At 67.2% G+C, this 26,623-nt stretch carries 30 protein-coding genes and 1 riboswitch; of the genes, 10 read left to right on the forward strand and 20 right to left on the reverse strand.

What is annotated here, in order from left to right:
* Window positions 1-60: 60 nt before the first annotated feature.
* Complete coding sequence (locus ACW17Z_RS04160) at window positions 61-1,245, reverse strand: deoxyguanosinetriphosphate triphosphohydrolase (protein ID WP_492057670.1); 1,185 nt, start codon at window positions 1,243-1,245, stop codon at window positions 61-63.
* Between the two features lie 89 nt (window positions 1,246-1,334).
* On the opposite strand from ACW17Z_RS04160, the gene erpA reads away from it, so the two are divergent.
* Entirely contained in the window at window positions 1,335-1,667 is a 333-nt protein-coding gene (gene erpA / locus ACW17Z_RS04165; protein ID WP_419317518.1) for an iron-sulfur cluster insertion protein ErpA, read from the forward strand.
* A 189-nt stretch (window positions 1,668-1,856) separates the two neighbouring features.
* Here the strand turns inward: erpA and ACW17Z_RS04170 are convergent, their stop codons facing one another.
* The gene (locus ACW17Z_RS04170) at window positions 1,857-2,195 is read right to left on the reverse strand and encodes a hypothetical protein (RefSeq protein WP_492057671.1); all 339 of its coding nucleotides are present in this window, start codon (window positions 2,193-2,195) and stop codon (window positions 1,857-1,859) included.
* A 35-nt stretch (window positions 2,196-2,230) separates the two neighbouring features.
* Between ACW17Z_RS04170 and xth the strand changes: the two genes are divergently transcribed.
* Both xth and ACW17Z_RS04180 read left to right on the forward strand, forming a co-directional pair.
* Window positions 2,231-3,019, forward strand: coding sequence for an exodeoxyribonuclease III (gene xth / locus ACW17Z_RS04175; protein ID WP_492057672.1), 789 nt, complete (start codon window positions 2,231-2,233; stop codon window positions 3,017-3,019).
* 54 nt (window positions 3,020-3,073) lie between these two features.
* Window positions 3,074-3,928, forward strand: a complete 855-nt coding sequence (locus tag ACW17Z_RS04180) for a hypothetical protein (protein WP_492057673.1) — start codon at window positions 3,074-3,076, stop codon at window positions 3,926-3,928.
* Window positions 3,929-3,939: 11 nt separating this feature from the next.
* On the opposite strand, the gene ACW17Z_RS04185 is transcribed toward ACW17Z_RS04180, so the two are convergent.
* From ACW17Z_RS04185 to ACW17Z_RS04195, 3 genes are all read right to left on the reverse strand, one after another.
* Window positions 3,940-4,587, reverse strand: a complete 648-nt coding sequence (locus tag ACW17Z_RS04185; protein WP_492057674.1) for a LysE family translocator — start codon at window positions 4,585-4,587, stop codon at window positions 3,940-3,942.
* Window positions 4,588-4,598: 11 nt separating this feature from the next.
* The gene (gene ilvD / locus ACW17Z_RS04190) at window positions 4,599-6,335 is read right to left on the reverse strand and encodes a dihydroxy-acid dehydratase (protein ID WP_492057676.1); all 1,737 of its coding nucleotides are present in this window, start codon (window positions 6,333-6,335) and stop codon (window positions 4,599-4,601) included.
* A 170-nt stretch (window positions 6,336-6,505) separates the two neighbouring features.
* The gene (locus ACW17Z_RS04195; RefSeq protein WP_492057677.1) at window positions 6,506-7,462 is read right to left on the reverse strand and encodes a sensor histidine kinase; all 957 of its coding nucleotides are present in this window, start codon (window positions 7,460-7,462) and stop codon (window positions 6,506-6,508) included.
* 348 nt (window positions 7,463-7,810) lie between these two features.
* Here ACW17Z_RS04195 and ACW17Z_RS04200 point away from each other — a divergent pair, with 348 nt between their 5' ends.
* Window positions 7,811-8,170, forward strand: coding sequence for a CopG family ribbon-helix-helix protein (locus tag ACW17Z_RS04200; RefSeq protein WP_492057678.1), 360 nt, complete (start codon window positions 7,811-7,813; stop codon window positions 8,168-8,170).
* A gap of 421 nt (window positions 8,171-8,591) precedes the next feature.
* Here the strand turns inward: ACW17Z_RS04200 and ACW17Z_RS04205 are convergent, their stop codons facing one another.
* Window positions 8,592-9,542 carry a Gfo/Idh/MocA family protein gene (locus tag ACW17Z_RS04205; protein ID WP_492057679.1) on the reverse strand — a complete coding sequence of 317 codons (951 nt, stop codon included), beginning with the start codon at window positions 9,540-9,542 and terminating at the stop codon, window positions 8,592-8,594.
* A 118-nt stretch (window positions 9,543-9,660) separates the two neighbouring features.
* Here ACW17Z_RS04205 and ACW17Z_RS04210 point away from each other — a divergent pair, with 118 nt between their 5' ends.
* Window positions 9,661-10,692: an NADP-dependent oxidoreductase gene (locus ACW17Z_RS04210; RefSeq protein WP_492057680.1), complete on the forward strand. Its 1,032-nt coding sequence runs from the start codon at window positions 9,661-9,663 to the stop codon at window positions 10,690-10,692.
* A 151-nt stretch (window positions 10,693-10,843) separates the two neighbouring features.
* Here the strand turns inward: ACW17Z_RS04210 and ACW17Z_RS04215 are convergent, their stop codons facing one another.
* Window positions 10,844-11,200 carry a copper-binding protein gene (locus ACW17Z_RS04215; RefSeq protein ID WP_492057681.1) on the reverse strand — a complete coding sequence of 119 codons (357 nt, stop codon included), beginning with the start codon at window positions 11,198-11,200 and terminating at the stop codon, window positions 10,844-10,846.
* A gap of 279 nt (window positions 11,201-11,479) precedes the next feature.
* Between ACW17Z_RS04215 and mdoH the strand changes: the two genes are divergently transcribed.
* Both mdoH and ACW17Z_RS04225 read left to right on the forward strand, forming a co-directional pair.
* Complete coding sequence (mdoH, locus tag ACW17Z_RS04220) at window positions 11,480-13,477, forward strand: glucans biosynthesis glucosyltransferase MdoH (protein WP_492057682.1); 1,998 nt, start codon at window positions 11,480-11,482, stop codon at window positions 13,475-13,477.
* A gap of 93 nt (window positions 13,478-13,570) precedes the next feature.
* A complete protein-coding gene (locus ACW17Z_RS04225) occupies window positions 13,571-14,464 on the forward strand; it encodes a cobalamin biosynthesis protein CbiG (RefSeq protein WP_492057683.1) in 894 nt (297 codons plus the stop codon).
* Between the two features lie 134 nt (window positions 14,465-14,598).
* Here ACW17Z_RS04225 and ACW17Z_RS04230 read toward each other — a convergent pair whose 3' ends face one another.
* Window positions 14,599-15,966, reverse strand: a complete 1,368-nt coding sequence (locus ACW17Z_RS04230; protein ID WP_492057684.1) for an MATE family efflux transporter — start codon at window positions 15,964-15,966, stop codon at window positions 14,599-14,601.
* 266 nt (window positions 15,967-16,232) lie between these two features.
* On the opposite strand from ACW17Z_RS04230, the gene ACW17Z_RS04235 reads away from it, so the two are divergent.
* Window positions 16,233-17,066: a flagellin gene (locus ACW17Z_RS04235; protein WP_492057685.1), complete on the forward strand. Its 834-nt coding sequence runs from the start codon at window positions 16,233-16,235 to the stop codon at window positions 17,064-17,066.
* A 175-nt stretch (window positions 17,067-17,241) separates the two neighbouring features.
* Here the strand turns inward: ACW17Z_RS04235 and ACW17Z_RS04240 are convergent, their stop codons facing one another.
* Window positions 17,242-17,676 carry a hypothetical protein gene (locus tag ACW17Z_RS04240; protein WP_492058481.1) on the reverse strand — a complete coding sequence of 145 codons (435 nt, stop codon included), beginning with the start codon at window positions 17,674-17,676 and terminating at the stop codon, window positions 17,242-17,244.
* Between the two features lie 171 nt (window positions 17,677-17,847).
* On the opposite strand from ACW17Z_RS04240, the gene ACW17Z_RS04245 reads away from it, so the two are divergent.
* On the forward strand, window positions 17,848-18,237 hold the full coding sequence (locus ACW17Z_RS04245; RefSeq protein WP_492057686.1) for a VOC family protein: 390 nt from the start codon (window positions 17,848-17,850) through the stop codon (window positions 18,235-18,237).
* Between the two features lie 25 nt (window positions 18,238-18,262).
* On the opposite strand, the gene ACW17Z_RS04250 is transcribed toward ACW17Z_RS04245, so the two are convergent.
* The 4 genes from ACW17Z_RS04250 to ACW17Z_RS04265 all read right to left on the reverse strand — a co-directional run bounded on the left by ACW17Z_RS04250 (window position 18,263) and on the right by ACW17Z_RS04265 (window position 20,582).
* Complete coding sequence (locus ACW17Z_RS04250; RefSeq protein WP_492057687.1) at window positions 18,263-18,832, reverse strand: DUF2239 family protein; 570 nt, start codon at window positions 18,830-18,832, stop codon at window positions 18,263-18,265.
* A complete protein-coding gene (locus ACW17Z_RS04255) occupies window positions 18,829-19,167 on the reverse strand; it encodes a GIY-YIG nuclease family protein (RefSeq protein WP_492057688.1) in 339 nt (112 codons plus the stop codon). Before ACW17Z_RS04255 ends, ACW17Z_RS04250 begins: the two co-directional genes overlap by 4 nt.
* A 78-nt stretch (window positions 19,168-19,245) precedes the next feature.
* Window positions 19,246-19,644, reverse strand: coding sequence for a hypothetical protein (locus tag ACW17Z_RS04260; protein WP_492057689.1), 399 nt, complete (start codon window positions 19,642-19,644; stop codon window positions 19,246-19,248).
* 155 nt (window positions 19,645-19,799) lie between these two features.
* Complete coding sequence (locus ACW17Z_RS04265) at window positions 19,800-20,582, reverse strand: DUF2461 domain-containing protein (RefSeq protein ID WP_492057690.1); 783 nt, start codon at window positions 20,580-20,582, stop codon at window positions 19,800-19,802.
* A 14-nt stretch (window positions 20,583-20,596) separates the two neighbouring features.
* Between ACW17Z_RS04265 and ACW17Z_RS04270 the strand changes: the two genes are divergently transcribed.
* Window positions 20,597-20,728, forward strand: a complete 132-nt coding sequence (locus tag ACW17Z_RS04270) for a SnoaL-like domain-containing protein (protein WP_492057691.1) — start codon at window positions 20,597-20,599, stop codon at window positions 20,726-20,728.
* Between the two features lie 26 nt (window positions 20,729-20,754).
* Here the strand turns inward: ACW17Z_RS04270 and ACW17Z_RS04275 are convergent, their stop codons facing one another.
* The 7 genes from ACW17Z_RS04275 to ACW17Z_RS04305 all read right to left on the reverse strand — a co-directional run bounded on the left by ACW17Z_RS04275 (window position 20,755) and on the right by ACW17Z_RS04305 (window position 26,583).
* Window positions 20,755-20,919 (reverse strand): hypothetical protein, encoded by a 165-nt coding sequence (locus ACW17Z_RS04275; RefSeq protein WP_492057692.1) that lies wholly within the window; start codon window positions 20,917-20,919, stop codon window positions 20,755-20,757.
* Window positions 20,916-21,422 (reverse strand): ATPase, encoded by a 507-nt coding sequence (locus tag ACW17Z_RS04280; protein WP_492058482.1) that lies wholly within the window; start codon window positions 21,420-21,422, stop codon window positions 20,916-20,918. Before ACW17Z_RS04280 ends, ACW17Z_RS04275 begins: the two co-directional genes overlap by 4 nt.
* Before the next feature lie 66 nt (window positions 21,423-21,488).
* Complete coding sequence (locus ACW17Z_RS04285; protein WP_492057693.1) at window positions 21,489-21,779, reverse strand: DUF1428 domain-containing protein; 291 nt, start codon at window positions 21,777-21,779, stop codon at window positions 21,489-21,491.
* 158 nt (window positions 21,780-21,937) lie between these two features.
* Entirely contained in the window at window positions 21,938-23,017 is a 1,080-nt protein-coding gene (locus ACW17Z_RS04290) for an Acg family FMN-binding oxidoreductase (RefSeq protein ID WP_492057694.1), read from the reverse strand.
* A gap of 82 nt (window positions 23,018-23,099) precedes the next feature.
* Entirely contained in the window at window positions 23,100-24,941 is a 1,842-nt protein-coding gene (gene thiC, locus ACW17Z_RS04295) for a phosphomethylpyrimidine synthase ThiC (RefSeq protein ID WP_492057695.1), read from the reverse strand.
* 73 nt (window positions 24,942-25,014) lie between these two features.
* A riboswitch (TPP riboswitch) is annotated at window positions 25,015-25,121 on the reverse strand.
* A 184-nt stretch (window positions 25,122-25,305) separates the two neighbouring features.
* Window positions 25,306-26,154: a KPN_02809 family neutral zinc metallopeptidase gene (ypfJ, locus tag ACW17Z_RS04300; RefSeq protein WP_419317545.1), complete on the reverse strand. Its 849-nt coding sequence runs from the start codon at window positions 26,152-26,154 to the stop codon at window positions 25,306-25,308.
* Between the two features lie 30 nt (window positions 26,155-26,184).
* The gene (locus ACW17Z_RS04305; RefSeq protein ID WP_419317546.1) at window positions 26,185-26,583 is read right to left on the reverse strand and encodes a hypothetical protein; all 399 of its coding nucleotides are present in this window, start codon (window positions 26,581-26,583) and stop codon (window positions 26,185-26,187) included.
* Window positions 26,584-26,623 lie beyond the last annotated feature (40 nt).

A 26,623-nucleotide genomic window follows, 5' to 3' on the forward strand; every position in this document is an offset into this window, starting at 1 on the left:
ACAGTGGCAAGGAAACGCCCTTGGCTCCCCAAAAAGCTGGGAGCAGTCTGCGCCCGGACCCTAGTTCCAGACGTCGAGCTGGAACAGCTTCCTGTGTTCCTCGATGGCGAAGCGGTCGGTCATGCCTGCGATATAGTCGCAGACCACCCGCGCGCGCCCGGCCTCATCGCGGTTCTGCGACTTCTCGAACCAGACCGACGGCAAGACGTCCGGCTCGGCCAGAAACAAGGTGAACATCTCGGCCAGAATGCGCCGCGCCTGGCTGCGGGTGCGATTGACGCGCCAGTGGCGGTACATGCGGGCGTGCAGGAACTGACGCAGCCGGGCCAGGTCCTCGGCCATGTCCGGCGAGAAGGCGACCAGGGCGTGGTCCAGCGACCTCACCGCATCGGCGGACTGGACGCCGGTGGCGGCGGCGCGCTGCAGGGTCTCGCCCATAACATCGTCGACCATGGCCCCGATCATGCGGCGCACGGCCTCAAGGCGGGTCAGGCGGGCGTCCAGATCCGGGCGCTCGCTCTTTACGGCAAACAGGATCGGCCCGATCAGCGGCACGTCCAGCAGTTCGTCCAGGCCAAACAGACCCGCTTCCACGCCGTCATCGACGTCGTGGTTGTTGTAGGCGATGTCGTCAGCCAGGGCCGCCACCTGGGCCTCGGCCGACGCCCAGGTGCCCAGGCCCAGATTGTAGTCGTTGTCGTACTTGGAGATGGCCTTCCAGGACGGCTTGCCCAGCTTTTCGGTCACCGGGCCATTGTGCTTGATGATGCCTTCCAGGGTTTCCCAGGTCAGGTTCAGGCCCAGGAAGTCGGGATAGCGGTGCTCCAGCTCGGTCACCACCCGGAAGGTCTGGACGTTGTGGTCGAAGCCGCCATACGGCTTCATCTTGTCCTGCAGCTCGTCCTCGCCGGCGTGGCCAAACGGCGGGTGGCCGATGTCGTGACCCAGGGCGATGGTCTCGGCCAGGTCGGAGTCCAGCCCCAGGGCCGTGGCCAGCGAGCGCGCCACCTGGGCCACTTCCAGCGAATGGGTCAGGCGGGTGCGGAAATTGTCGCCCTCGTGCGCCACGAAGACCTGGGTCTTTTCCTTCAGCCGGCGAAAGGCCGAGGTGTGGATGATCCGGTCGCGGTCGCGGGCGAAGGGCGTGCGGGTGCGGCTCTCCTCTTCCTTGAACCGGCGTCCGCGCGATTTGGCCGGATCCTCGGCATAGGGGGCGCGCGCGACAAGGTAGGGAGAAGATGTCATGAACCGCTCTTGGACCACATCGGGATTTTCACCCCTTCCGTTGGGGCGTTGATATCCTCATATAGGTCAAGGATGAGTTTTCCACAGCCATGACCGACACAACCGTAACCCTTTCCCCCAACGCCGCGCGTCGCATTCACGCCATCGGACAGGCCGAGGGGCGTCCCGTCATGCTGCGCGTCGCGGTGGACGGCGGCGGATGCTCGGGCTTCCAGTATCGTTTCGACCTGGTCGAGGCCATCGAGGCCGACGACCTGAAGATCGAGCGCGACGGCGCCGCGGCCCTGGTCGACGTCATCTCGCTGGCCCTGCTGAAGGGCTCGGAGATCGATTTCGTCGACGAACTGGCCGGCGCGGAGTTCAAGGTGCGCAACCCCAACGCCAAGTCCAGCTGCGGCTGCGGCGTCAGCTTCTCGATCTAGCTTCGATCGGCATTGCCTGCTGCAGGCTAAATCTCTTTATCCCCGCTCTCCCCGGCGAAGGCCGGGGTCCAGATTCACCCTGAGCGTTTGGGGATGATGCGCCTTCTGCCTGAGAAAAGGCGATGGCCTCCCTGGGTTCGATCTGGACCCCGGCCTTCGCCGGGGAGAGCGGATAAAGAGGGATTCGATTTAGCTCGGAACGAACTGCAGAACCGTCACGGTCAGCGCCCCCCAGGCCGCCGGCGCGGCCATGGCCGCCCAGGCCTCGGTGCGCTTGCCCTTGCGCCACTGCATCCAGCCGACCAGCGGCGCCAGCATGCAGACCGCCCAGAACAGGGCGCCCAGCACGAAGCCCAGCCACACCACCGGGTTCCTCAGATTGCCCGGACCATCGAAGACAAGCGGCGAGAACACCGCCAGTATGGCCCCGATCACCGCCGCCACACCCCAGACAAGCGAAACCAGGATCAGCAGCGCCTGCTGTCCCTTGTCTGAAATCTTGAAGCCCGGCTTGAGCGTGGTCGTCATGCGCCCTAGCCTCCCCGCGCCTCTCGGAGCCGTCAATGCGTATCGCCACCTGGAACGTGAATTCTGTGAATGCTCGCCTCGAAGGGGTGCTGGCCTGGTTCGAAGCGCAGGCCCCAGACGTCGCCGTACTGCAGGAAATCAAGTGCATCGACGAGAAATTTCCGACGGAAGCCTTTGAAAGGCTTGGCTATAACGTCGCCGTCCATGGCCAGAAGACCTATAATGGCGTCGCCCTGTTGTCGAAGTTCCCGCTGGAGGACGTCCGGCGCGGCCTGCCGTTCCTGAGCGACGACGAGACCGACGAGCAGTCGCGCTATATCGAGGCCGTCATCGCCGCGCCCACGCCGGTGCGGGTCTGCGGCATCTATCTGCCCAACGGCAATCCGATCGGCACCGAGAAATTCGACTACAAGCTCGCCTGGATGCGCCGCCTGCACAGCCACGCCACGGCCCTGCTGGCGCTGGAAGAGCCCCTGGTCATCCTGGGTGACTACAACGTCATTCCCGAAGCCGAGGATGTGGCCAACCCTGACGCCTGGACCGGCGACGCCCTGTTCCAGCCCGAGAGCCGGGCCGCGTTCCGGGCCCTGAAGAACCTGGGCTTCACCGACGCCTACATGCAGATCGACGGCGCGCCGGGGGGCTACACCTTCTGGGACTATCAGGCCGGCGCCTGGCCGCGAAACCTGGGCATCCGTATCGACCACCTGCTGCTGTCGCCCCAGGCCGCCGACCACCTCGTGGATGTCGTCATCCATCGCGACGAGCGCGACAAGGAAAAGCCGTCGGACCACGTCCCGGTGGTGGCCGAGCTTAACCTCTAGCCGCCCCCTCTGCCCCCTGTCGCGAATCCGGAACTCCCGTTAGCCTTGGCTCCCATGAGCGAACTCGCCCGCCTTTTGCTGTTTGTCGCCATCGCCGGCTCGGCCGTGACGTTCATGGGCAGCGCGGCCATCTGGTTCATGGACGACGACCGGCGTATCCGCCGGGCCCTGCGCCATGTGCTGAAGGGCGATCCCGAGGTGGTGATCCTGGCGCATGGCCGGGGTCGCGGCGCAGGCTTTGCGTTCAAGACCGGTCTGGCCGCCGTGGCCTGGGACAGCGGCGCCTGGTGCCTGATCTATCGCATCGACGAGGTGATGGGCGCCGAGTTGCTGGTCGACGGCCAGGTGGTGGGCCGGGTGTTCCGGGGCGAGAACCGCCGCGCGGTCGATCAGGTCGCGCCGCAATCGGTGCATACCGTCACCCTGCGCCTGGTGTTCGACGATCCGCGCCATCCCGATTTTGACCTGGACCTGTGGACGCCGGGCGACGAGCAGCGCCGGCAAAGCCGCTCGCCCGCCGACGCCATGCAGGAAGCCAATCGCTGGCTGGCCCGCTGCGAGGCCATCGTGCGCCGTCCGCAGGCTCCGAGACCCGCGCCACGCCCGGCGGCCGTTGCGCCGGCTCCGCCCGAGCCGCCCCAGCCCCAGCCCCAGCCCACGCCCCCGCGACCGCAGCCAAGACCCGAACCCGAGCCCGAGCCGCCCAAGCGCGCGCCAACGCCGCCGCCTGTGCTCGCAGCCGCCGCCGATTTCGATGACGAAGACGACGAGCCCAGCTTCGATCTGGACGAGCCGCCGTGGGAGATCGATCCCTCACCGCCCCTGACGCCGACCTACAAGCCGGTCTCTAAGGCCAAGCGCGAACCCAAGGCCGATCAGGGCGACCTGCCGTTCGATCTGGACGACTAACCTAGCCAGCCTCAGCCGCGCCGCCGCGTCTCCCAGGCCATCCACACCGCCACCACCGCCAGGGCCACGCCCAGTCCGCGCGAGATCCAGACCTGGCTGCGCGCCCGGTCCAGAACGCTGGCTGCGCGGTCGGCGCCCAGCACGATCGTCCCGTGAATGCAGATGCTGACGACCACGTGGATCGTGCCCAGGATCAGCGCCTGGGTGGTGGGCGGCGCATGATCGCTCTTGATGAAGCTGGGCAGCAGGGTGACGTAGAACAGCGCCGCCTTGGGATTGAGCAGATTGGCCACCATGCCGCGTCGGAACAGCACCCAGCGGGAGGGGGTCAGCGCGTCGGCGACCTCGCCATCGCTGGCCGACCGCCAGGCGTCCCAGGCCATCCACAGCAGATAGGCCACGCCCGACCAGCGCAGCAGCTCATAGAGCGGGCGATAGAGCCGGAAGACCTCGGTCAGCCCAAACACCGCCGCCAGCATATAGACCGACAGGCCGCAGGTGACGCCCGCCACGGCCATCAGGCCCGCGCGCCGGCCGTGGGCCGCCGCCAGGGCCGCCAGATAGGCCATGTTGGGCCCGGGCGTCAGCTCGATCAGGATGACCGCGACCAGGAAGGGCGCGATCATCCCCGGATCAACGGGCCAGGCCGTGTGGGACAAGCCCCGGCCCTCTACAGGTCGGCGTAGATGTGGGTCTCGCCGTCAGCGCCCGGATGGGTGGTCGCGCCCAGGTGAGCCGGACCCACCAGTTGCGCGAACTTCCAGATGGCGCCGCTGTTGTAGTTGGTCTTGCGCGGGGACCAGGCGGCCTTGCGGCGAGCCAGTTCCTCGGGCGCGACTTCCAGATCTATGGTCCCGGCGTCGGCGTCGATAGTGATGATGTCGCCGTCCTGAACCAGGGCGATCGGGCCGCCGGCTTGGGCTTCGGGACCGATGTGGCCGATGCACAGGCCGCGCGTGCCGCCCGAGAAGCGGCCGTCGGTGACCAGGGCCACCTTGTCGCCGCGCCCCTGCCCCGCCAGCGCCGCCGTCGTCGACAGCATCTCGCGCATGCCCGGGCCGCCCTTGGGGCCTTCATAGCGGATGACCAGAACGTCGCCGTCCTGATAGTCGCCGGTCGCCACGGCGTCGAAACAGGCCTCCTCGCCTTCGAAGCAGCGGGCCGGGCCGCGATGGCTGCGGTGCGAGGTCATGCCCGCCACCTTGACGATGGCGCCGTCCGGAGCCAGCGAGCCCCACAGGCCCACAACGCCGCCGGTCGGCGACAGGGGATTGGAGACCGGGCGGATCACCACCTGGTCGTCACGCCATTTCACGTCTTTCAGGTTCTCGGCCATGGTCTTGCCGGTCACCGTCATGCCGTCGCCGTGGATGAAGCCGCCTTCCAGCAGGGTCTTGAGCAGCACCGGCATGCCGCCGGCCTCGCCCATGTCCTTGGCCACATACTGGCCGCCCGGCTTCAGGTCGGCGAGGTAGGGCGTGCGCAGGAAGATCTCGGCGACGTCGCGCAGGGTAAAGGAGATGCCGCACTCATGGGCCATGGCCGGCAGGTGCAGGGCGGCATTGGTCGAGCCCCCGGTGGCGGCCACGATCACGGCGGCGTTCTCGAACGCCTTGCGGGTGCAGATGTCGCGCGGACGAAGATTGCTCTCGATCAGCCGCATCACCGCCTCGCCCGAGGCCACGGCATATTCGTCGCGGCTCAGATAGGGCGCCGGCAGCGAGGCCGACAGCGGCAGGGCCAGGCCGATGGCCTCGGAGACGCAGGCCATGGTGTTGGCGGTGAACTGGCCGCCGCAGGCGCCGTCCGACGGACAGGCGTGGGTTTCCAGGTCGCACAGGTCTTCCAGCGTCATCTTGCCGGCCGAATGCATGCCGACGCCTTCGAACACGTCGACCACGGTGACGTCCTTGCCTTGCCAGCGGCCGGGCAGGATCGAACCGCCGTACAGGAACACGCTGGGCACGTTCAGGCGCAGCATGGCCATCATCATGCCCGGCAGGCTCTTGTCGCAGCCGGCCACGCCGACCAGGGCGTCATAGCCGTGGCCGCGCATGGTCAGTTCCACCGAGTCGGCGATGCAGTCGCGGCTGACCAGCGAGGAGCGCATGCCCTCGTGGCCCATGGCGATGCCGTCGGTCACGGTGATGGTGCAGAACTCGCGCGGCGTGCCGCCGGCCGCCTTGACGCCCTTGGACACCGCGTGCGCCTGGCGCATCAGGGCGGTGTTGCAAGGGGCCGCCTCGTTCCAGCATGAGGCCACGCCCACGAAGGGCTGGGCGATCTCGCGGGTGCCAAGACCCATGGCGTAATAATAGGAGCGGTGCGGCGCCCGCGACGGACCTTCGGTCACGTGCCGGCTCGGCAGTTTGGACTTGTCCCAGCTTCCGTCGGGTTTCCTGGTCATGACGCGCGCCCTTTAGAATGAAGAGCGGTGGGATTAGCCCACGCGGCGGCCCGACGGAAGGGTTTGACGCTCAGTTTTTACCGGACATCACGGCCTGATCGCGCATTTCATTGCGAGCGGTTCGCGACGAGGCCCGCACCGGCGCATGATCAGACCCCATGCGGCATCGCCTAGACGGCCGCCGGCGCGTCCAGCTGGCTGGCGGCCTTGTGGATGATCGAGACCTTGGTGCCCGGGGCGTTGTCGGTCACCTCGACCACGCTCTTCAGCTGCTTGGCCAGGGCCTGGACGATGCTGGTGCCAAGACCCGCCTTCACCTTGCCCTTGAGGGAATGCATGCCGATGCCGTCGTCGCGCACACACAAGGTCCAGCCGGCGCCGTCGCGCTGATAGCCAACGACAATCTTGCCCTTCTGCCCATCCGGGAAGGCGTGCTTGAGGCCGTTGATCACCAGTTCGGTGACCAGCAGGCCCAGACTGATCGAGATATTGGCCTCGACCACGCTGTCATCGATGTCCACCACCAGGGTCACCTTGTCGTGGTCCTGGATCATCGAGGCGCCCAGACTGTCGCAAAGCTGCTTGAAATAGGGGGCCAGTTCCACGTCGCCGACCCGGGACGTGGCCAGTTGCTGCTGAAGCGCAGCGACCGACATCACCCGGTTGTGGGCGTCGCGAAGATGGCCCCGGCTCTCCTCCGACTGCACGTTGCGGGCGCTTTGCAGGATGACACTGGCGATGATCTGCAGGCTGTTGGCGACGCGATGCTGCACTTCCTGCAAGGCGATGGCCTTGTCGCGCAGAAGTTCGTCCTTGAGCTTTTCCATGCCTCGCGCGGCCGTGACATCGGTCACGGTCAGCAGGATCCGCATCGGGGAGCCCGCGACGCCGTACTCCAGCCTTTGCGCATGGATCACTAGGCGACGCATCCCGCTGCCCTGGCTTTTGAGGTCCATCTCGTAGGCGTCGATGGCGGCGGCGCCCGATGCGGTCGCTCTCAGCAGCGAGCGCAGTTGCGGCACGGCCCACTCGCCCCCGCCAAGCTCCATGACCGAGCGGCCGACCACGGACTCCAGATCCAGCTTGAACGCTCGCAGAAACGACGTGCTGGCGGCGACGACGATCAAGCTTTCATCAAGTAGCAGAGCCGCTGCCTGAGACGATTCAATCAGCGCAAAGGCCAGTTCTGACCCGATCGGAAACGCCAATTGCAGATTATCGGCCATCAAGGGCCTTTCAGGCACGCCAAGAGGCTCGCGAAGCGAAAGCCATATTGGTGGAGAGCGCGCCCTGTCGATCACGACAACAGTAAAGCGCACAATACGTATTATACCCTACCTCGGCAGAATTATCGCGGTTTACTTTGGGTCGAAGGCGCTCACCCCTCCGCCGCCTGCAAGCCGGTCTGTAGCCCTCAATTGTTAGAGGTAATGAGATCGTATATACGTTGTAAGAACGCTGCTTGAGAGCTCCGCATGGCCAAGGACGCCGTTTTCACCCTGAAACTCGAGGCCCAACTGCGCGACGCCTTCGTCGCCGAGGCCGAGGCCACGCATCGTCCCGCATCACAGATTGTCCGCGACCTGATGCGCGACTTCGTGGAGCGTCAGCGTGAGGCGCGGCTCCATGACGACTTTCTGCGTCGCAAGGTGGAAATCGCCCGCGCCGAGCGGCTGTCTGGCCTGACCGTCTCCGACGAAGAGATCGAAGCCGAGTTCGCCGCGCGCAGATCTGAACTGCTGAGAAAGGCGGACACAGGCGCCCCGCCCGAAGTCGGGCGCTGCGCTTTACATAACGTAAAAGTTGTGCGCCCATGGAGGCGCACAGGAAGGTAGCTTCGCTGGAATTCTGCGCCGCACTCTTTGCTAAAGGTGACGACTTGGTCCTGCATCAATCCGTCCTCGCCCCCCGGGTGACACACTACCTGGGTCAAGCTTCGCGCCTTGCTCTCATTCTCGTTTTGGGGGGCGCGCTCGTAGGGCTTTGGGACCGCGTTCCAATCATCGGGTCTTGGTTGGCGGAAGAGTGGTGGCATCTCCACGCTGTCTGGCTTGGGCTTGTTGCATTTGCGTTGATCAGCGACTGGGCCTGCCGGCGGCACATGCGCCGTTTGCCAAGCGGGATGCAGCCCATCACCCCAAGATCCTAGAGCGTGACGCCGAAAGCGGAAGCCGGCTTCGGCGCGAAGCACGCCCTAACTGTTTGATCTAGAACCTTTCTATCGCTTCAAAACGATTCCGTTTTGAAGCGCAAGGCTCACCCCCCCGCCGCCAGCTCCACCGCCAGGGCCAGATCCAGCGCCCGCGCCGCTTCCTCGCCCGTAACCACCGGACGCGGGCTCTCGCCGCGCACCGCCGCCAGGAAGCCGGCGACGCTGGCGCCTAGGGGATCCCTGCCGGCCGGGGTTTCGGTAAAGTCCTCGATCAGCGGGAACGGGGTGGTGTTGCGGAAGGTGCGGGCCAGGAAGTCGATCTCGACCTCTCCGGAGGGATAGACGACCTTCATCGTCCGCTCGCGGGCCTCCGCCACGCGCGAGCTGTCGAACACGGCGGTGAAGCCGTTCTCGAACATGGCTTCCACCTTTACCCAGTCGAGGGATTCCGAGCGGGTGATGCCCCCCTCGCCCTCCACCGTCATCGGCTGGGCTTCGCACAGGGCCAGGGCCAGGTCGATGTCGTGGATCATCAGGTCCAGCACCACCGAGACGTCGAGGTTGCGGTCCGACGGCGTGCCGCGTCGCACGGCCTCCAGGCGCAGCGGCTGCTCGGGAATGTCCAGCAGGCCCATGGCCTGGAACACCACCCGCTCCTGATGGCCGCAGGCCAGGGGCACACCGGCCTTGAGCGCCGCAGCGACCAGGGCGTCGGCGTCCTCGGGCGTCACCGCCAGGGGCTTTTCGCAATAGACCGGCTTGCCCGCCTTCAGCGCCGCCAGCGCCGCCCCGGCGTGGTGGACGGCGGGGGTGGCGACCGTGACCACGTCGACCGCGGCCAGGAAGGCGTCCATGTCGTCATAGGCTGCGGCGCCCAGTGGCTCGGCCAGGGCCTTTGCCCGCGCCAGGTCGATGTCGAACACGGCGACCAGTTCGACGCCGGGCAGCTCGACATACTTCTTGGCGTGATAGCCGCCAAAGACGCCGGCGCCGACAACACCAGCCTTAAGGACGGGGGCTTTAAGGACGGGAGCTTTCAGGATCGGTTGGGTCATGCCCGCTGTCTAAACCGCTTCGCCCCCGCCCGGAAGCACTGGAGCCGCGCGACGCGACGCGCTAAACAAGCGTTTAAATTTGAAACGCACCACCAGAAACGCACAGGGAGAACACCCAATGACCGTCTCGCGCGAAATCCGCCTCAAGAGCCGCCCGGTAGGCGTTCCCGCCAAGTCCGACTTCGAACTGGCCTCGGTCGAGCTGGCCGCGCCGGGCCCCGGCGAGGTGCAGATCAAGAACCTGTGGATGTCGGTCGACCCCTATATGCGCGGCCGCATGTATGATCGCGCCAGCTATGTGCCGCCGTTCGAGCTGGGCAAGGCCCTCCAGGGCGGCGCGATCGGCGAGGTGACGATCTCCAACGATCCCGACTTCGCCGTGGGCGACATCGTCAGCTCGATGTTCGGCTGGCGCGAGGCGTTCAACATCTCGCCCGCAGCGATCAAGGCGGCCGGCGGCGCGATGGGCGCCCTGACCAAGGTCGAGACCCATGGCCTGCCGCCCCAGACCTTCCTGGGCGTGCTGGGCATGACCGGCATGACCGCCTATGCGGGCCTGCTGCGCGTGGCCGCCCTCAAGGACGGCGATGTGGTATTCGTGTCGGCCGCCGCCGGCGCCGTGGGCTCCATCGTCTGCCAGATCGCCAAGCTGAAGGGCCACACCGTGATCGGCTCGGCCGGCGGCCCGGAAAAGACCGCGTTCCTCAAGTCGATCGGCGTCGATCACGTGATCGACTACAAGGCCACGCCCGACGTGGTCGCCGAACTGGCCAAGGTCGCGCCCAAGGGCATCGACGTCTATTTCGAGAATGTCGGCGGCGTGCATCTGGAAGCCGCGATCAATTCGGCCCGCCCGTTTGCCCGCATGGCCCTTTGCGGGATGATCTCGCAATACAATGAGACCGGAAAGCCGACCGGCCCGTCCAACATCATCCAGGCCGTGGGCAAGAGCCTGCGACTGGAGGGCTTCATCGTCTCCAATCACTATGACCTCTATCCGGCCTTCGCCAAGGACATGGCCGAGTGGATCAAGGCCGGCAAGATCACCTGGAAAGAGACCGTCGAAGACGGCGTCGAGCACGCGCCTGACGCCTTCATCAAGCTGTTCGCCGGCGAGAACATGGGCAAGATGCTCGTCAAGCTGGGCTAGCTCGCCTGATGCTCCCCCCTCTCGGGGGGAGCTGTCGCGGAGCGACTGAGGGGGCAGCGCCGGCATAGACGGGCTTGGAGCCATCTGGACCAAGCGCCTGCGCTGCCCCCCTCTCCGGCCCTTCGGGGCACCTCCCCAAAAAGGGGAGGATCTACCGCCCCTTCAGCTCCGAAAGCTCCAGCACCCCGCCGATCTTGCGGAACTTGAACGCCACCCGTGATCCCGGCGTCAGGGGCGCATTGGCCAGAACATCGCCATGGCCGGTGAAATCATTGCGCCCGGCAGCCAGCCCGGCCGAGCTCGCGCCGTCGTGATCGATCGTGAGACTCAGGCCGTTCACGGCCGAAATCACGCCCGTCGAGTCGTGCTCCGGCAAGGTTTCCGACGCCTGCGAGACCGTTTCGGGCGACTTGGCAGGGGTCGCGCTCAGAGGTCCCGGGCCGCAGGCTGCGACCAGAAGTAGCCCGCAAACAGGCAATAAAATCTTTATAATCATCGGCTTGTGCAAATTCCCCATTTTGGCGACCGCCCCTCGCCCACAGCGGATTGCAAGTTTTTTCCCGCACCTGCGAAATAAGCGTGATTTCTGGTAGCGAATTCGTGATCGAAGTTTTACTCTAAAGGTCCCGACGGCTCTCCACGTCGGAAATTGACCGTCATGACCCCGTCACATGCCGCGACGACCGAACCCCTAGCGGACGGTCACCACCGCGCAAAGGACGAACCTCATGCGGCGATGCGACGGAGAGAGCCCGGCCCTCGCCGGACAGACCGAGACCATGACGTCATGAGCGACCGCTCTTCCCTCTTCGACCTTCGCTCGTCCACGAGCGTGTCCCTCGATCAGGTCGTTCAACGTCGCGACACGGTGGAGATCCCCGCCGAGGCGCCGCTGGCCATGCCGGTGCAGCATCTGTCGATCTGGCAAGGCGGCGCGCGCCGCGCCACCGAGGTGGTCGCCAGCATGGCCGCCCGCCGCTGGATGGTGTTCCTGGCCACCGCCTTCATGGGCGTGGCCGGCTGGAAGGCCACCTTCGACACCATCGCCCTGGGCGGCGTCACCCGTCTGGAATTCATCTGCCTGGTCCTGCTGGCCCCGCTGTTCACGGCCCTGTCGCTGTGGTTCTGCACCGCCGTCGCCGGCTTCGTGATCCTGCTGGGCAAGCCCAAGGATCCGCTGGGCATCGACAGCGCCAAGCCGATGCCCAAGCTGCGCGCCCGCACCGCCATCCTGATGCCGGTGCACAACGAGGACGCCGCCGAGGTGTTCGCCCGCCTGCGCGCCATGGACGCCTCGCTGGCCGAGACCGGCAACAGCCGCGCCTTCGACATCTTCATCCTCAGCGACACCCGCGACGCCGCCGTGGCCCTGGCCGAACAGGCCTGCTTCGCCCGCTTCCGTCGCGAAGCCAATTCGGCGGTGTTCTATCGCGTCCGCCAGGAAAACAAGGGCCGCAAGGCCGGCAATATCGCCGACTGGGTGGCCCGCTGGGGCAGCGCCTATGAGCACATGCTGGTCCTCGACGCCGACAGCCTGATGACCGGCGACGCCATGGTCCGCCTGGCCGACGCCATGGAACGTCACCCCGGCGCCGGTCTGATCCAGACCATGCCGATGCTGATCAACGGCCAGACGATCTTCGCCCGCACCCTGCAGTTCGCCACGCGCCTGTATGGCCGCGTCGCCTGGACGGGTCTGGCCTGGTGGTCGGGCAGCGAGAGCTCGTTCTGGGGCCACAACGCCATCGTCCGCACCCGCGCCTTCGCCGAGACCTGCGGTCTGCCCTCGCTGGACGGCCCCAAGCCCTTCGGCGGCGAAGTGATGAGCCACGACGCCCTGGAAAGCGCCCTGCTGCGCCGCGGCGGCTGGAGCGTCCACCTGGCCCCCTATCTGGAAGGCTCCTACGAAGAGAGCCCCTCCAACCTGCTCGATTTCGCCACCCGCGACCGCCGCTGGTGCCGGGGCAATGTCCAGCACATCCCGCTGGTCGCCCTGCCCGGCCTGCACTGGCTCAGCCGCATGCACCTGGTGATCGGCGTGCTCAGCTATGTCCTGTCGCCTCTGTGGTTCATGGCCCTGTCAGCCGGCGTCGTCTCGCGCCTGCTGATGCCCTCGCTCAAGAAGGCGGCCTTCACCATGGCCGACCTGCAGGCGGCCGCCCACGCCCTGATCGACTGGAGCGAGATCCAGGCCACCGCCTGGGCGATGATCATCACCTTCGTGCTGCTGTTCGGCCCCAAGATCCTGGGCTCGATCCTGGTGTTCTCGCGTCCCGCCGAGATCAAGGGCTTCGGCGGTCGTCGCCGGATCATGGCCGGTCTGAGCGTCGAGATGCTGCTGTCGGCGCTGGTCGCGCCGATGCTGATGTTCACCCAGACCCGCGCCCTGGTCGAGATCCTGGCCGGCAAGGTCGGCGGTTGGGCCACCCAGCGCCGCGACGCCGACAAGGTGACCGGCAACGAGGCGTTCCGCGCCATGGGGTGGATCAGCGTCACCGGCCTGGTCCTGGCCACCCTGTTCTGGTTCACGCCCGACCTGCTGACCAGCACCGCGCCGATCCTGGCCGGTCTGATCCTGGCCGTGCCCCTGACCATGCTGGGGGCCCACAAGGTCGCCGGCCTGCGGGTCAAGGCCAATGGCCTGTTCATGACCCCCGAAGAGCGCCGCCCCCCGGCCATCGTCCGCGCGGCCCTGGGTCCGGTCTGCGAGCCTCCCGCCCGCTGGTTCGCCCGCGACGGCCGCATCGCCCCGCCGGTCGAAGCCGCCGAACGCACCGCCGCCTGAGACGCCTAATACGCCCAATGCGCGAACAGCGACTGGCTCTTGAGGACTGGGCGGAGTAGAAGCGCGGCTTCGTTCTTTTCGACGGAGCCTGCCGTGTCGCGTCTGTTCAGCGCCTATGTGATCGTCGACTGGAGCGCGGCCGCCAAGCCGACCACCGGTGCGGACTCCGTCTGGATCGGCGTGCTCAAGCGCGACGTGCGTTTTCGCCTGACCTTCGAGAGCTTCAACCCGGCCACCCGTCAGGAGGCCGAGACCAAGCTGGCGGCCATTCTCGACGACTTCAAGAAGCGCGGCGAGCGGGCCCTGGTGGGCTTTGACTTCCCGCTGGGCTTCCCGAGCGGCTTCGCCAAGGCGCTGAGCCTGCCGGGCGAACACCCCTGGCGCGCGGTCTGGGATCAGATCGCCAAGATGGTCAAGGACAAGGCCGACAACACCAATAACCGCTTCGGCGTCGGCTCCGAGATCAACCGCCGCCTGACCGGCGGCCCCTTCCCGTTCTGGGGTTGCCCGCCCCGCGACACCCTGACCACGCTGCAGCCCAAGCGCTCGCGCGAGCATGGCGAGGGCGACCTGGCCGAGTTCCGCCATGCCGACAAGGCCGCCAAGGGCGCGCACTCGATCTGGAAGCTCTATTACAACGGCTCGGTCGGCGGTCAGGCGATCGTCGGCATCCCCGCCGCCCGCCGTCTGAAGGACGCGCGCGGCGACGCCGTCCGGGTCTGGCCGTTCGAGACCGGCTTCAAGGCCCTGACCGAGGCTGATCTGGAAGGCGTGCTGGTGGTGATCACCGAGGTCTATCCCTCGCTGCTCAAGGCCGTGCCGGCCGCCGGCGAGGTCAAGGACCTGGCCCAGGTGCGGGCCCAGGCCGAACACTTCGCCAAGCTGGACGAAGCCGGCAAGCTGGCGGCGCTGTTCGCCGGCCCCAAGGCGAGCGACGAGGTGCTTGAAGCGGCCGCTACTGAAGAGGGCTGGATTCTGGGGGCCTAGCGTCGAGCACTTGCCCCCTCCGCGCCTGCGGCGCTCCTCCCCCGTAGGGGGAAGATGAGGTCGGCGCTTTTCATCTTCCCCCTACGGGGGAAGACGATCGCGAAGCGATCCGTAGGGGGCAAGTGGTCGCGGAACTACCCGCGCGCATCCCTCACATCCAGCATCCGAAACCGCGCCAGCAGGAACGCCATCGAGACAAAGCTGGTCACGATCACCGACCAGACGATGCCGTTCACGCCCATGCCGAGCGGAATGGCCAGCCACCAGGCCAGCGGCCCCATGATCACGCCGTAGCTGATCAGGTGGGTGATGGTCGGAATCCACACCTCGCCGCGCGCCCGCAGCGCCTGGGCCGCCACCACCTGCACAGCGTCGGGCGCCAGGAACAGGCAGGTCAGGGCCAGGGCCGGGGCGATCAGGGCGATGGCGTCCTGGTCGGCCGTATAGGCCGAAGCCACCCATTCTCGCAGCGGGAACAACAGCAGCGCCGCCACCAGCCCCACCACCGCCGTGAACGCAAAGGCCACCCAGCCGGCGCGGGTCATGCCGGCCGGATCACGCGATCCGAAGGCCCGGCCCACCTGCACCGAAGTCGCCGTCGAAATGCCCAGCGGCAGCATGAAGATCACCGCAGCGACATTGATCACCACCGCCCAGGCCGCGATGGACAACCCGCCGATCCAGCCGGCAACCAGGCTCATGGCGGCAAAGGCTGCCACCTCGAAGAAGTTGGACGCGCCCGCGCCATAGCCGATCCGGCGCTGCTCGATCGAGGCCGGGCGATCCGGCGCAGGCTTGTCGAACACGCCCAGCGCCCGCGCATCCCTCAGGCGCAAGACATAGATCGCCAGCATGATCAGCAGGGCCAGCCGCGCCACGAAGGTGGCCCAGGCCCCGCCCACGGCGCCCATGGCCGGCAGGCCCCAGGTGCCTGGCACCAGCAGCAGGTTGATCGCCAGGTTGACGCCATTGGCCACCCACATGGCGATGGTCACCGGCCCGGGCCGCGACAGTCCCTCCAGCCAGAAGCTCAGCACCACGGTCAGAGCGTAGAGCGGCAGGGACAGCGAGAAGACGATCATCGGCGCCGTGGCGCCATCGGCCAGGGCCTTGGGCAGATGCACGGCGTGCAGCAGGGGCGGCCCCAGCAAGGCCAGGGACACGGCCGAGGCCATGCCGATCCAGAAGCCATAGACCAGGCCCCGGCGCAGCACCGCGCCGGTATTGTGCAGCCGGCCCGCCCCGATCGCCCGCGAGGTCATCACCTGGGCCCCGACCAGCAGGCCGACGGTCATGGTCACAAAGATCGAGGACGGCGCCCAGGCCATGGCGTGGAAGCCCAGCTGTTCGGCCGAAAAGCGCCCGACCACGATGGCGTCGGTCAGGCCCATGACCATGATGCCCAGGCGCGACAGCACCACCGGCCCCGACAGGCGCATCAGCTCGATCAGATCGGATATCAGGGCGCCGCGCGGCGCCGGAGCAGCCGCTGGGCGGGGCATGGGCAGGGCCTTTCGAAGGGGCCGGCAAGGTGGCTCAAGGCACCCCTTGGGGCAAGGCCGCTTGTAACCGGCCGGGAACATCCCGTCCGCCAGTGGTTTTCGGGTCGCAGCCCTCGGGCCGGGACGGCGGCGGACAAGGCGACCATCGCCAGGATTTTCGGGCCGATGCGAACGGCGCGCTAACGCTTTTCGTGTAATGCTCTCAACCTGACGCAAAACGCGTCTTTGGTCCCACCTTGGACCGGGCTTCGGAAGCAGCACGGAACATGTCGCTCAACAGCGTCAACACCAATGCCGGCGCCATGATCGCCCTGCAGTCGCTGTCGTCGATCAACCGCGAGCTGGCCACGACGCTGCGGCGCATTTCGACGGGCCTGGCCGTCTCCAGCGCCAAGGACAATCCCGCCGTCTGGGTCATCGCCCAGACTCAGCGCGCCGAGTCGCGCTCGCTGGACTCCGTGCGCGATTCCCTGCAGCGCGGCCGCTCGATCACCGACGTGGCCCTGTCGGCCGGCGAGACCGTCGTCGACCTGATGGGCAAGATGAAGGAAAAGATGCTGGCGGCGGCCGACACCAGCCTGTCGACATCCAGCCGCGTCGCTCTCAACAACGACTACCTGACGCTCAAGCGCCAGATCGACCGCACTGTGGGCAATGCCGAGTTCGGCGGCGTGAACCTGATCGCGTCGGGAACGGTCGGCCAGGTCCGCGCCCTGGCCAATGCCGACGGGAGTGACACGGTCGATATCGATCACGTCGACCTGTCGACCACGGGCGCGGCGCTGTCGGGCATGCCCGCCGACCTGCTGGCCGCGCCGATCACTGGCGTCCAGATCAAGGCCATGAGCACGGCGATGGAGACCGTCACCTCCGCCCTCGCCCGTCTGGGCACCGGCTCCTTCGCCCTGGAAAGCCACCAGACCTTCATCGACAAGCTGCAGGACACGCTGGACACCTCGGTCGGCCGCCTGGTCGACGCCGACATGGCCCGGGAGTCGACCAAGCTTCAGGCGCTGCAGATCAAGCAGCAGCTGGCCATCAAGTCGCTGGCCATCGCCAATTCCGGAACCTCGTACCTGCTGACCCTGTTCGGCCGCTAGCCGGGCCCAGGGCTCGGAACACAAATTCGCTGTCATCCCGGACAAGCGCGTAGCGCGCAGATCCGGGATCGACGCCTGAGCGCCGCGCTTCGGGTCGGTCCCGGCTCTACAGGCCGCTACGCGACCTTCCGGCCGGGATGACAATCCGAGGGGGCGGCCAAACTGGGCCCGATCTTTAGTGTGGCCAGGTCTCGGCCAGCACCTTGACCACGCCATCCTTCAGGCTGACCTCGAGGGCCGGCGTCTTGGGCTGGCCGGCGGCGAACAGCTCGTAGATCACCATGCCGTCGGTCTGGGTGCTCTCGATCACGCGCACGGGCTGGGCCTTGCCGGCGGCGGTCCGCACGGCGGCGGGCGCATCGGCCCAGGCGATGTCGCGCTGGGTCTCGACGATCTCCCAGGCGCCGTTCTTTTCCAGCAGGTCGAACTCGATCTCGGCGCCATTGGGCAAAACGCCCTCGACGTCGAAATAGCGGCGGTCCTCCCGCTCCTTAAGCTCCGCCTCGGTGACCCTCAGCCCCGGCGCGGCCTTGATCACCACGGCCAGAACGGCGGGCGGCAGGTCGGCCGCCGCGACGGGCGTGATCCTGGTTTCCGGCGCGCCAGCCATCGCGGCCGAGCCAGCGAGAGTCAGGGTCAGGGTCAGGGTCGAGGGAAGGATGATGCGGGTCGGCATGACAATCTCCAGCGGGTCGCGACCAGCATAACCGAGGGGCCGAGAGTCAGCGATGCTAAGGCTGGATCGCCGATGCTATGACAGCGCCGCTTCAAGGAGTCGCCCATGGCCCGCCATCTCGCCCTGCTCTCTCTGCTCGTCAGCGACTATGACGAGGCGTTGGCGTTCTATGTCGGCAAGCTGGGCTTCGACCTGATCGAGGACACCGACATGGGCGCGGGCAAGCGCTGGGTCGTCGTCTCGCCCGGCCCCGGCGGCTCGCGCTTCGTGCTGGCCAAGGCCGCCGACGACCATCAGGCCGCCCGGATCGGAGACCAGGGCGGCGGCCGGGTCTGGCTGTTCCTGCACACCGACGACTTCGCCGGCGACCACGCCCGGATGAGCGCCGCCGGGATCCGCTTCCTCGAAGCGCCGCGCCATGAAGCCTATGGCAGCGTTGCGGTGTTCGAGGACCTGTACGGCAACCGCTGGGACCTGCTGGAACCCAGGGCCTGACGCCTCGCCGCCAGGTCGCAGCGACCTAGACCGGCCCTGCGTCCGCGCCGAACGCCTCGGCCGCGAAGGTGCGAAGCTGGGCGGCGATGTCGGCCGGCCAGGCCTGTATCCGTTCCGCGAACCCCACATCGTCGCCAGCGAACAGGGCGCGCATCGCCGCTTCGAAGCCTTCGCGATCCCCGGCCATGACCGTGGCGAAGCGATAGGCCGCCTCGCGGGAGCGGCGGATGCGGTCGGGACCTTCGCTTTCGCGTCGCGCCGCCTCGACCAGCTTGCGCAGCGCCACCGAAGCGCCGCCCGGCTGGCTGGCCAGCCAATCCCAGTGACGGGGCAGCAGCGTGACCTCGCGCGGCGTGACGCCCAGCCTGGGCCGGCCCCGACCGCGCGGCGGGGCGACCTCCCCGGCGGGCGCGAGCCGCGCGGTCAGGTCAACGGGCCCGCCGCTGAGGTCGAAATCCACCTGCCGGCCCTGGTCGTCAAAGATCAGCACCCCGGCGTCTGACGGCTCGGCCGCCAGGCGCTGGGCGGCCAGGGCCGCCTCAAGGGACGAGCCCGCCGCGACGCGCTCGGCGCCCCTGAAGACCACATGGTTCATCGGTTCAGCCCCCGGGCGCTCAGAGCCTCTATCCAGGCGGCGCGCCGCTCCTTCAGCAGGGAGGACTTGCCCAGCGGGCCGAGGTTTTCGTCATCAATGGCTTCCAGCGCCTCGAAGCTGAACGCCGCCTCGCCATGGGTCGCCCACGCCGCCTGAAGAGACATCTCCCGATGCCCTCCGTGTCGCAGGGAAAACCATATCCCGCTCTGACGGGTCGCCAGATCGGGCGTGGCGCCGACCCAGGCCTCGCCACTCGCCGCGCACCGCACGGCATAGATCCCGGCTTCGACCTTGCGGTCACGATAGTCGCGCACCAGCGCCTTGCGTCCGTTCATGGGACCCTCCTGCGGCGCGCTTTTTACCCGGACGGAATATAAAGTCAATATTACCCGGGTATATATATTCGAGAGCGTCTAGGCAGATCCCGGAGCGGCGCGGAACACCACATAGCCCCGCTCGACCATCCGCCGCATGGCCTCATACGCCTCGGCCAGTTCGTCATAGGCCGTGCGCATCTGGGCCAGCTTCTGAATCTGCTCCGACGAGGGTGCGTGGGATGTCTCGGTCATGGCCACCGCAGCGGCCACCCATTGGGCGCGGGCCTGGGCGGCGGCGACGGCCATGTGCTGGAAGTGGCTGGCGTCGACATGGCCCAGCGCCTGACGGATCAGCGCCTTGTTCGAGGCGAAGGCTGTGTAATCGATCTGCTCAAGGATTCCGCGCAGGCGGCGCTGGATCTGGGGGTCGACATCCTCGGGCTCGAAATGATCGACGCCTCGACGACGAGCACTGGATGTTACGGTCGACGACATGGCGCCCTCCCGCCCGGCCATAAGGTGCGAGAAGAGCCGGGTTCAGGAAACAGCCTGCGCCCGACAACTTAAGAGGTTATTGCCAACCGGCCCGCGCCAGGTTGACGCAGGCGCGGTGGAGCGACCGTCCGCTCCTGGTCAAGAGTGAGGACGCGCTAAGGCCGCAGCGCCTTCCAGCCGAAGTCCAGCAGCGGCCGCGCGTCGGCGGCGAAGCCGGTGATGATCCCCGGCAGATCCGTCCCGCCGATCTCGGCGCCGGTCAGGTCGCGGCGCACCAGCCAGCGGGTGCGCTTGAGCGCCGCCTCCAGCGGGCCTCCGGCCTCGCCTTCGAAGCCCTTGGGCATTCGCTTGGTCGGCTCGCCCGGCTCCAGCGGCAGGCCCTTGGACGCCAGCGCCGTCTCGACCGCCGCCCAGCCCTTGGGATCGGCGACGATGGCGCGCCGGAAGGCGTCGATGTGCGGCCGCTCCGACAGATAGAAGCCCGCCGCCGCGAAAGGGCCGTTGCCGGAATAGCCCGCGTCGCTGTCATCGCCTGACGGGAAGGTGCTGGGATCCATCGGATCGATGGTCTGGGGGTCAAAGGCCGGCTTGCTGCCGCCCTGCGGTTCGATGTGCACATACAGCATGCCCGGAGACATCTTCTGGCCGTCGCGGGTCAGGGTGGCCGAGACGTGGGTCTTGTAGGGCTTCTTGTCCTTCGAGAACCGCACGTCGCGATGGATGCGGAACACCGTGTTTTTGGGATGCCCCGCCAGCGGCAGGCCCTTGGCCTCGAGCGCTTCGTTCAGGTCCAGGATCAGCGCCACCAGCGTGGGCTTGAGGCCCTCGTCAAAGAGCGCGCGGTGGGCGGCGAACCACTCGCGGTCGTTGTTGACCGCCAGCCCGGTGAGGAAGGCGAGATCGGCGACGGCGAAACCGGGAAACGAAGCGTGAGTCATGGGGCGATCCTAGCGTGGATCGTCATCGCCCGTCCCTGCTGCCAGGGACTGTCAGCAGACTGGCCGGCGAGCGCATCACCATGGACGAGGCGGGGCTCTACACCATCAGGGACGGCAAGATCGTGGAGGAGCGGTTCTTCTACTAGCGGACGACGGCGCGGTCAGCCGGCGCTCATCGCCGAGCGACCGCGCTCTTCTTTGAAGGCGCAGTGTCCTTGGTCGCTGGCGTCGGTGCGATGAACTTCCCGGAGCGCTCTTCGCGCGTGCCGTGGGTCGCGACCCACGCGGCGTCGCTCATGGCCTTGGCGATGCTTTCGGGGTCTGGCGTCTTGGTCATGACGGTCTCCTCTCCACCAAGATAGTTGCTACGTCGCGACTTTCCCAGACTTCCCACCGATCGACCAACGGCTTGTAAATTTCGAGGTTCGCGCGGCTGCGCTCGAAGCGGCGACGAAGATCGGCTTCCGGGACAGGGTGCCCACCCATGTCGACTCGATGAGCCACGCGCGATATCGACGCCTGCACATTGGGCAGACCGACATAGATCAGCGTGATGCTGTAACCGGCCGCCCGCCAATGCGGCACGCGCCGCGCATAGAGGCGGCTGGACAGGGTTGTTTCCAGGACGATGTCCGCGCCATTGGCCACATGAGCGTCTAGCTGGGCGAGCATCAGACGTCCGGCGCGCATGTCACGCTCGGTCGCCGACAGCGCCGGTTCGGTCAGCCGCCGAGCGATCTCGTCGGCATTTGCAAAGACGTAGTTGGGCGCGCTGTCATTGATCCAGCGCGTCGCGAAAGTGGTCTTTCCCGCTCCGTTAGGGCCGGCGATGATCAGCATATTCAGCACTGCGCGCTCCTGAAAGCTGCGCGGGCCCTATCGCATAGCGATACTTTCTTGAAACCTCTACAGCTCTAGGAACGCCTCGAAGCCGCCGAAGATCATGCGCTTGCCGTCGAAGGGCATGGTCTCCATGCCGGACTTCATGCGCTCGTCAGCCATGACCTTGGCGTTGACGGCGTCGCGGTGGGCGCGGTCCCTATAGGTGATCCACGAGAAGACGACGATCTCGTCATCGGTGGCGTGGACGGCGCGCGGGAACGAGGTCAGCTGGCCATAGGGCACGTCGTCGCCGAGGCATTCGACATAGGACAGGGCGCCATGCTCCATCCAGACCGTGCCGCCCAGGCGGGCCATGTCCTTGTAGGCGTCGAGCTTGTCCTTGGGGATGGCGAGTATGTAGCCATCGACCTAAGCCATGGAGATCCTCCTCATCGTTGTTGACGATACTCAGGACGCGCGGTCGGGACATGCTCCGGCAAACCGTCGCGGAAAATCTCGAGAGGTCATGACGCTCAGGCCGAAAGTACCGCGGAAACCGGCCGCCGCAAGGACCTCGGCATGTCGGGCCCCTCGCCAAAGCGAACGACAAGATCGGGCCGTCGGTCGGGGGCGCCGAGCCAGGCGGCCAGGCGGCCTCGCGCCGCGCTGTCCTCGACCGGCTGGTTCAGGAACGCCAGCTTCAGGCCCCGAGCCGTCGCGGTCAGGGCGAAGCGCGTAAAGGCGCGACCGACGGCGACCCAGCCGGCGGGATCGTTGGAAGGACCGCTGAAGACCGCCGCGCCGGCGGTGTGCGCCATCTGACCAACGATCTTGTCGGCCGAGGCCTTGGCCGTGAACAGCGTATCGAACAGGCGCGAACCCATCCATCGAGGACTGCTCGGATTGCCCGAAGCGCCGGTGAACAACCCGTCGCGCCGCGCCAGGGCCTCGGCGGCGTCGAAGCGGATCCAGGACGCCAGTTCACGTCGGAAGGCCGGACTGTTCAGTTGCGCGCCGTCACCGTCCAGGATCAGGGCCGTCAGCTCGTCCAGGGGCCGGCGATCGGTGATCAGGCTGATGGCGACCTCGGGTCCGGCGCTGGCCGCCAGGGCCCGCAGGGTCTCGCCCGGAAGGGGACGCGGATCATAGTCGCCGCGCGTCGAAGCCCGGCGCGGTATGGCCGCGAACAGCGGCCCCGCGGCGGCCCGTTGCGGCGTCAGGCTGACGGCCACGCCCTGGGATGACCCCAGAAAGCGGGCCTCTCCCGCCCAGCCATAGCCGGCGGCGGCCTGCAAAAGCGTCTCGGCGGCGCAGCCCAGGCTGACGAACAGGTGGTGATCGTCCGGATCGACCACCGGCGTGCGGCGCGACAGGTCCGGCTGGATAAGCAGGTCGCGCCCCCGCGCCGCGAAGCGCCAGGGTTGGGTGTTATGGCCGCTGGCCGCCAGGGTGGCGGCATGGACCAGCGCCTGGACCGGCAATCCTGCCGCCGCCGAAGCCGGCGGCAGGACCCAGGTGGCGGCCACGGCCTGGGCGTAGGCGTCGCCGCCCTCCCCGCAACTGGCGACGCCAATCAGGGGAAGCGCGGACAGCAGGGCGCGTCGGGTGGTCATTAGAGGGCTCCTTGAGAGGTCCAATGATAACGTCAACGCTTCAGCCCGGCCTTGAGGCGCCTCAAGGCCGGGCCAGCCGCAACTATTCTGTTTTCAGATAGATCTCCGAGCCCTGCTCGCGGAACTTCTCGCTCATCTCGGCCATGCCCAGGGCCGCAGCTTCGTTCGGGGCCTGAGCGGCGGCGAATTCCCGCACCTCGTGGCTGATCTTCATCGAGCAGAACTTGGGACCGCACATCGAGCAGAAGTGCGCGGTCTTGTGCGCCTCCTTGGGCAGGGTCTCGTCGTGGAACTTGCGGGCGGTTTCCGGATCGAGCGCCAGGTTGAACTGGTCTTCCCAGCGGAACTCGAATCGCGCCCGGCTGATGGCGTCGTCCCACATGGCCGCGCCGGGGTGACCCTTGGCGAGATCCGCAGCGTGGGCGGCCAGCTTGTAGGTGATGACGCCGGTCTTGACGTCGTCGCGGTCGGGCAGACCCAGGTGCTCCTTAGGCGTGACGTAGCAGAGCATCGCCGTGCCGAACCAGCCGATCATCGCCGCGCCGATGGCGCTGGTGATGTGGTCGTAGCCAGGGGCGATGTCGGTGGTCAACGGGCCCAAGGTGTAGAAGGGGGCCTCGTGGCAGTGCTTCAACTGCTCATCCATATTGGCCTTGATCTTGTGCATGGCCACGTGACCCGGCCCTTCGATCATCACCTGCACGCCCTTGCTCCAGGCGACCTTGGTCAGCTCGCCCAGGGTGCGCAGTTCCGAGAACTGGGCCTCGTCATTGGCGTCGGCCGTCGAGCCGGGACGCAGGCCGTCGCCCAGCGAGAACGACACGTCATAGGCGCGCATGATCTCGCAGATCTCGTCGAAGCGCTCGTAGAGGAAGTTCTCCTTGTGGTGCGCCAGGCACCACTTGGCCATGATCGAGCCGCCGCGCGAAACGATGCCGGTCACCCGCTTGGCCGTCATCGGGATGAACGGCAGGCGCACCCCGGCGTGGATGGTGAAATAGTCCACCCCCTGCTCAGCCTGCTCGATCAGGGTGTCGCGGAACACTTCCCAGTTCAGGTCCTCGGCCACGCCGTTGACCTTCTCCAGCGCCTGATAGATCGGCACGGTGCCGATCGGGACGCTTGAGTTGCGGATGATCCAGTCGCGGATGTTGTGGATGTTGCGGCCGGTCGACAGGTCCATGACCGTGTCGGCGCCCCAGCGGGTGGCCCACACCAGCTTGTCGACCTCGTCGGCGACGGTGCTGAGCACCGCCGAATTGCCGATATTGGCGTTGATCTTGACCAGGAAGTTGCGGCCGATCGCCATCGGCTCAAGTTCGCCGTGGTTGATGTTGGCCGGGATGATGGCGCGGCCGCGGGCCACTTCCTGGCGCACGAACTCGGGCGTCACGAAGTCGGGGATCGAGGCGCCGAAATCGTCGCCGTCGCGCACGCACGGGGCGTTCTGCTCGCGGCGCAGGTTCTCGCGGATGGCCACATATTCCATCTCGGCGGTGATCTTGCCGGCGTTGGCGTATTCGTACTGGGTGATCAGGTGGCCCGGCTTGCCGCGATAGATGGTGCGGCCCACGGCGGGGAACTGCGGGGCCAGGTGCTTGCCCTGGGCAAAACCGTTGTCCTCGGGCTTCACGGCGCGGGGCTCGGCCACCACCTCAACGTCGCCACGGGCGACCACGAAGGCTTCGCGCGAGCGCTCCAGACCCTTTTCGATGTCGATGGTCGCGGTGGGGTCGGTATAGGGACCCGACGGATCATAGACCGTCACCGGCGGCTCATTGGCCGACGGGTGGACGGCCACTTCGCGGAACGGCACGCGGATATCGGGGAACAACTCGCCGGCCTGATAGACCTTGCGCGAGCCGGGGATGGGGCCGGTCGAGATGGTCTCGGCGACGGCCTTGATGGTGGTCTGGACGTTCATTCTTCGGGCGCTCCTCAAGCTTCAAGGAGACCCGGACGTGCGTGCTAAGTCGGTTCTAACGGCCGGACCCTAAGCCCCGACCGCGTTCCCTCCCTTCGCCGGCATGACCCGGATCAGGTTCGACGGGTCAGGGCGAAAAGCCCAATCTCAGCCGCACAAGCGACCCCCCGGTGAACAGGGGGACACTAGGCGTGTTGACGTTTGGGTCAAGGGCCGAAGGGCCGCGCCCTTCTCCCCTTGCGGGAGAAGGTGTCATCCGCAGGATGACGGATGAGGGGTCGCGCGAGCTCTCCGGAAAGGACTTTCAACCCCTCATCCGACCGCTTCGCGGCCACCTTCTCCCGCAAGGGGAGAAGGATTTTCCCTACAGCCGCGACGCCCCGAACGTATCGCACACCGCCGGATCGCCGCGTTCATAGCCGCGCGTGAACCACCGCACGCGTTGGGCGCTGGTGCCGTGGGTGAAGCTGTCGGGCACCACCTGGCCCTGACCACGCGACTGGATCGTATCATCCCCGACCGCCGCGGCCGCACCCAGGCCGTCCTCGATGTCGGCGCTGTTGATGACGATCTGGCCGTTCGAGGTCTCGCCGGCATGGGCTGCCCAGACGCCGGCATAGCAGTCGGCCTGCAGTTCCAGCCGCACCGAGCCGCTTTCGGCCCCGCGCGCGCCCATCCGCCGGGCGGCGTCGGAGGCCCCCAGCAGGGTCTGCACATGGTGGCCGACCTCGTGGCTGATCACATAGGCGCGGGCGAACTCGCCCCTGGCCCCGAACTTGGTCTCGAGCTCATTCCAGAAGGTCAGGTCCAGATAGACCTTGCGATCGGCCGGGCAATAGAACGGCCCCATGGCTGACTGGCCGGTTCCGCAGCCGGTGGGCGTGGCGTTATCGTACAGCACCACCGCCGCCGGCGGCGTATAGCGCGCGCCCTGCCGGGCGAAGATCGGCCCCCAGACGTCGGTGTTCGAGGTCTCGATGGCGTCGACGAACTGGCCGTTCTCATCCTTGACCGGACCTTCAGCGACCTGCTGCTGGGTCTGGTCCTGCAGCTGCTGGGTGGCCTGCAGGGTGGTCTGCGGATCGATGCCGAACACGAAATAGCCGATGGCCGCCAGGACCAACGCCCCGACGCCGCCGCCGGCGATGCCGACCCCGCCCATGCCCCGCCGGTCCTCGATATTGCCCGAGCGGCGCGCGCCTCTCCATTCCATGCCGTATCCTTGTGTTCAGCGGTGTTTTGATCAGCGGTCGCTGGCCGGACGCACGGCCAGGACACGCGCATTGCTGCGCGCCAGCGCATCCTGGGTCAGACGCTCCAGGCGATCCATCTGGCCCTGAAAGGACTCCGGCCCACTGGCGGGCGGCGGCGCGGGCGCGGGCGGCGGAATGATCAGGCCGTTCGAGCCCGGCGGCGCTGTCCGCGCGGCGTCCAGCTCGCGCAGCACCAGGGCGGTTTGCAACTGGTCCTGACGGGCGGTGATCTCGCGCTGGGCGGCCAGCGCATCCTGACGCGCGATCTCAGCGCCCTGCTGGGCGGCGTTCAGGGCGCGCAGCTCAGGCAGAGTGTCCTGGGCCGACGCGCCGCCGGCGGCGGCGAGAGCCGCCAGGCCGGCCCCGGCGATCCATCTGATCCTGCCCATCGGCGCTCCTTGTCTCAAGGCGGGTGTCTCACTCAGATCC

It is taken from the genome of Caulobacter sp. GSs2 (genome assembly GCF_058680895.1).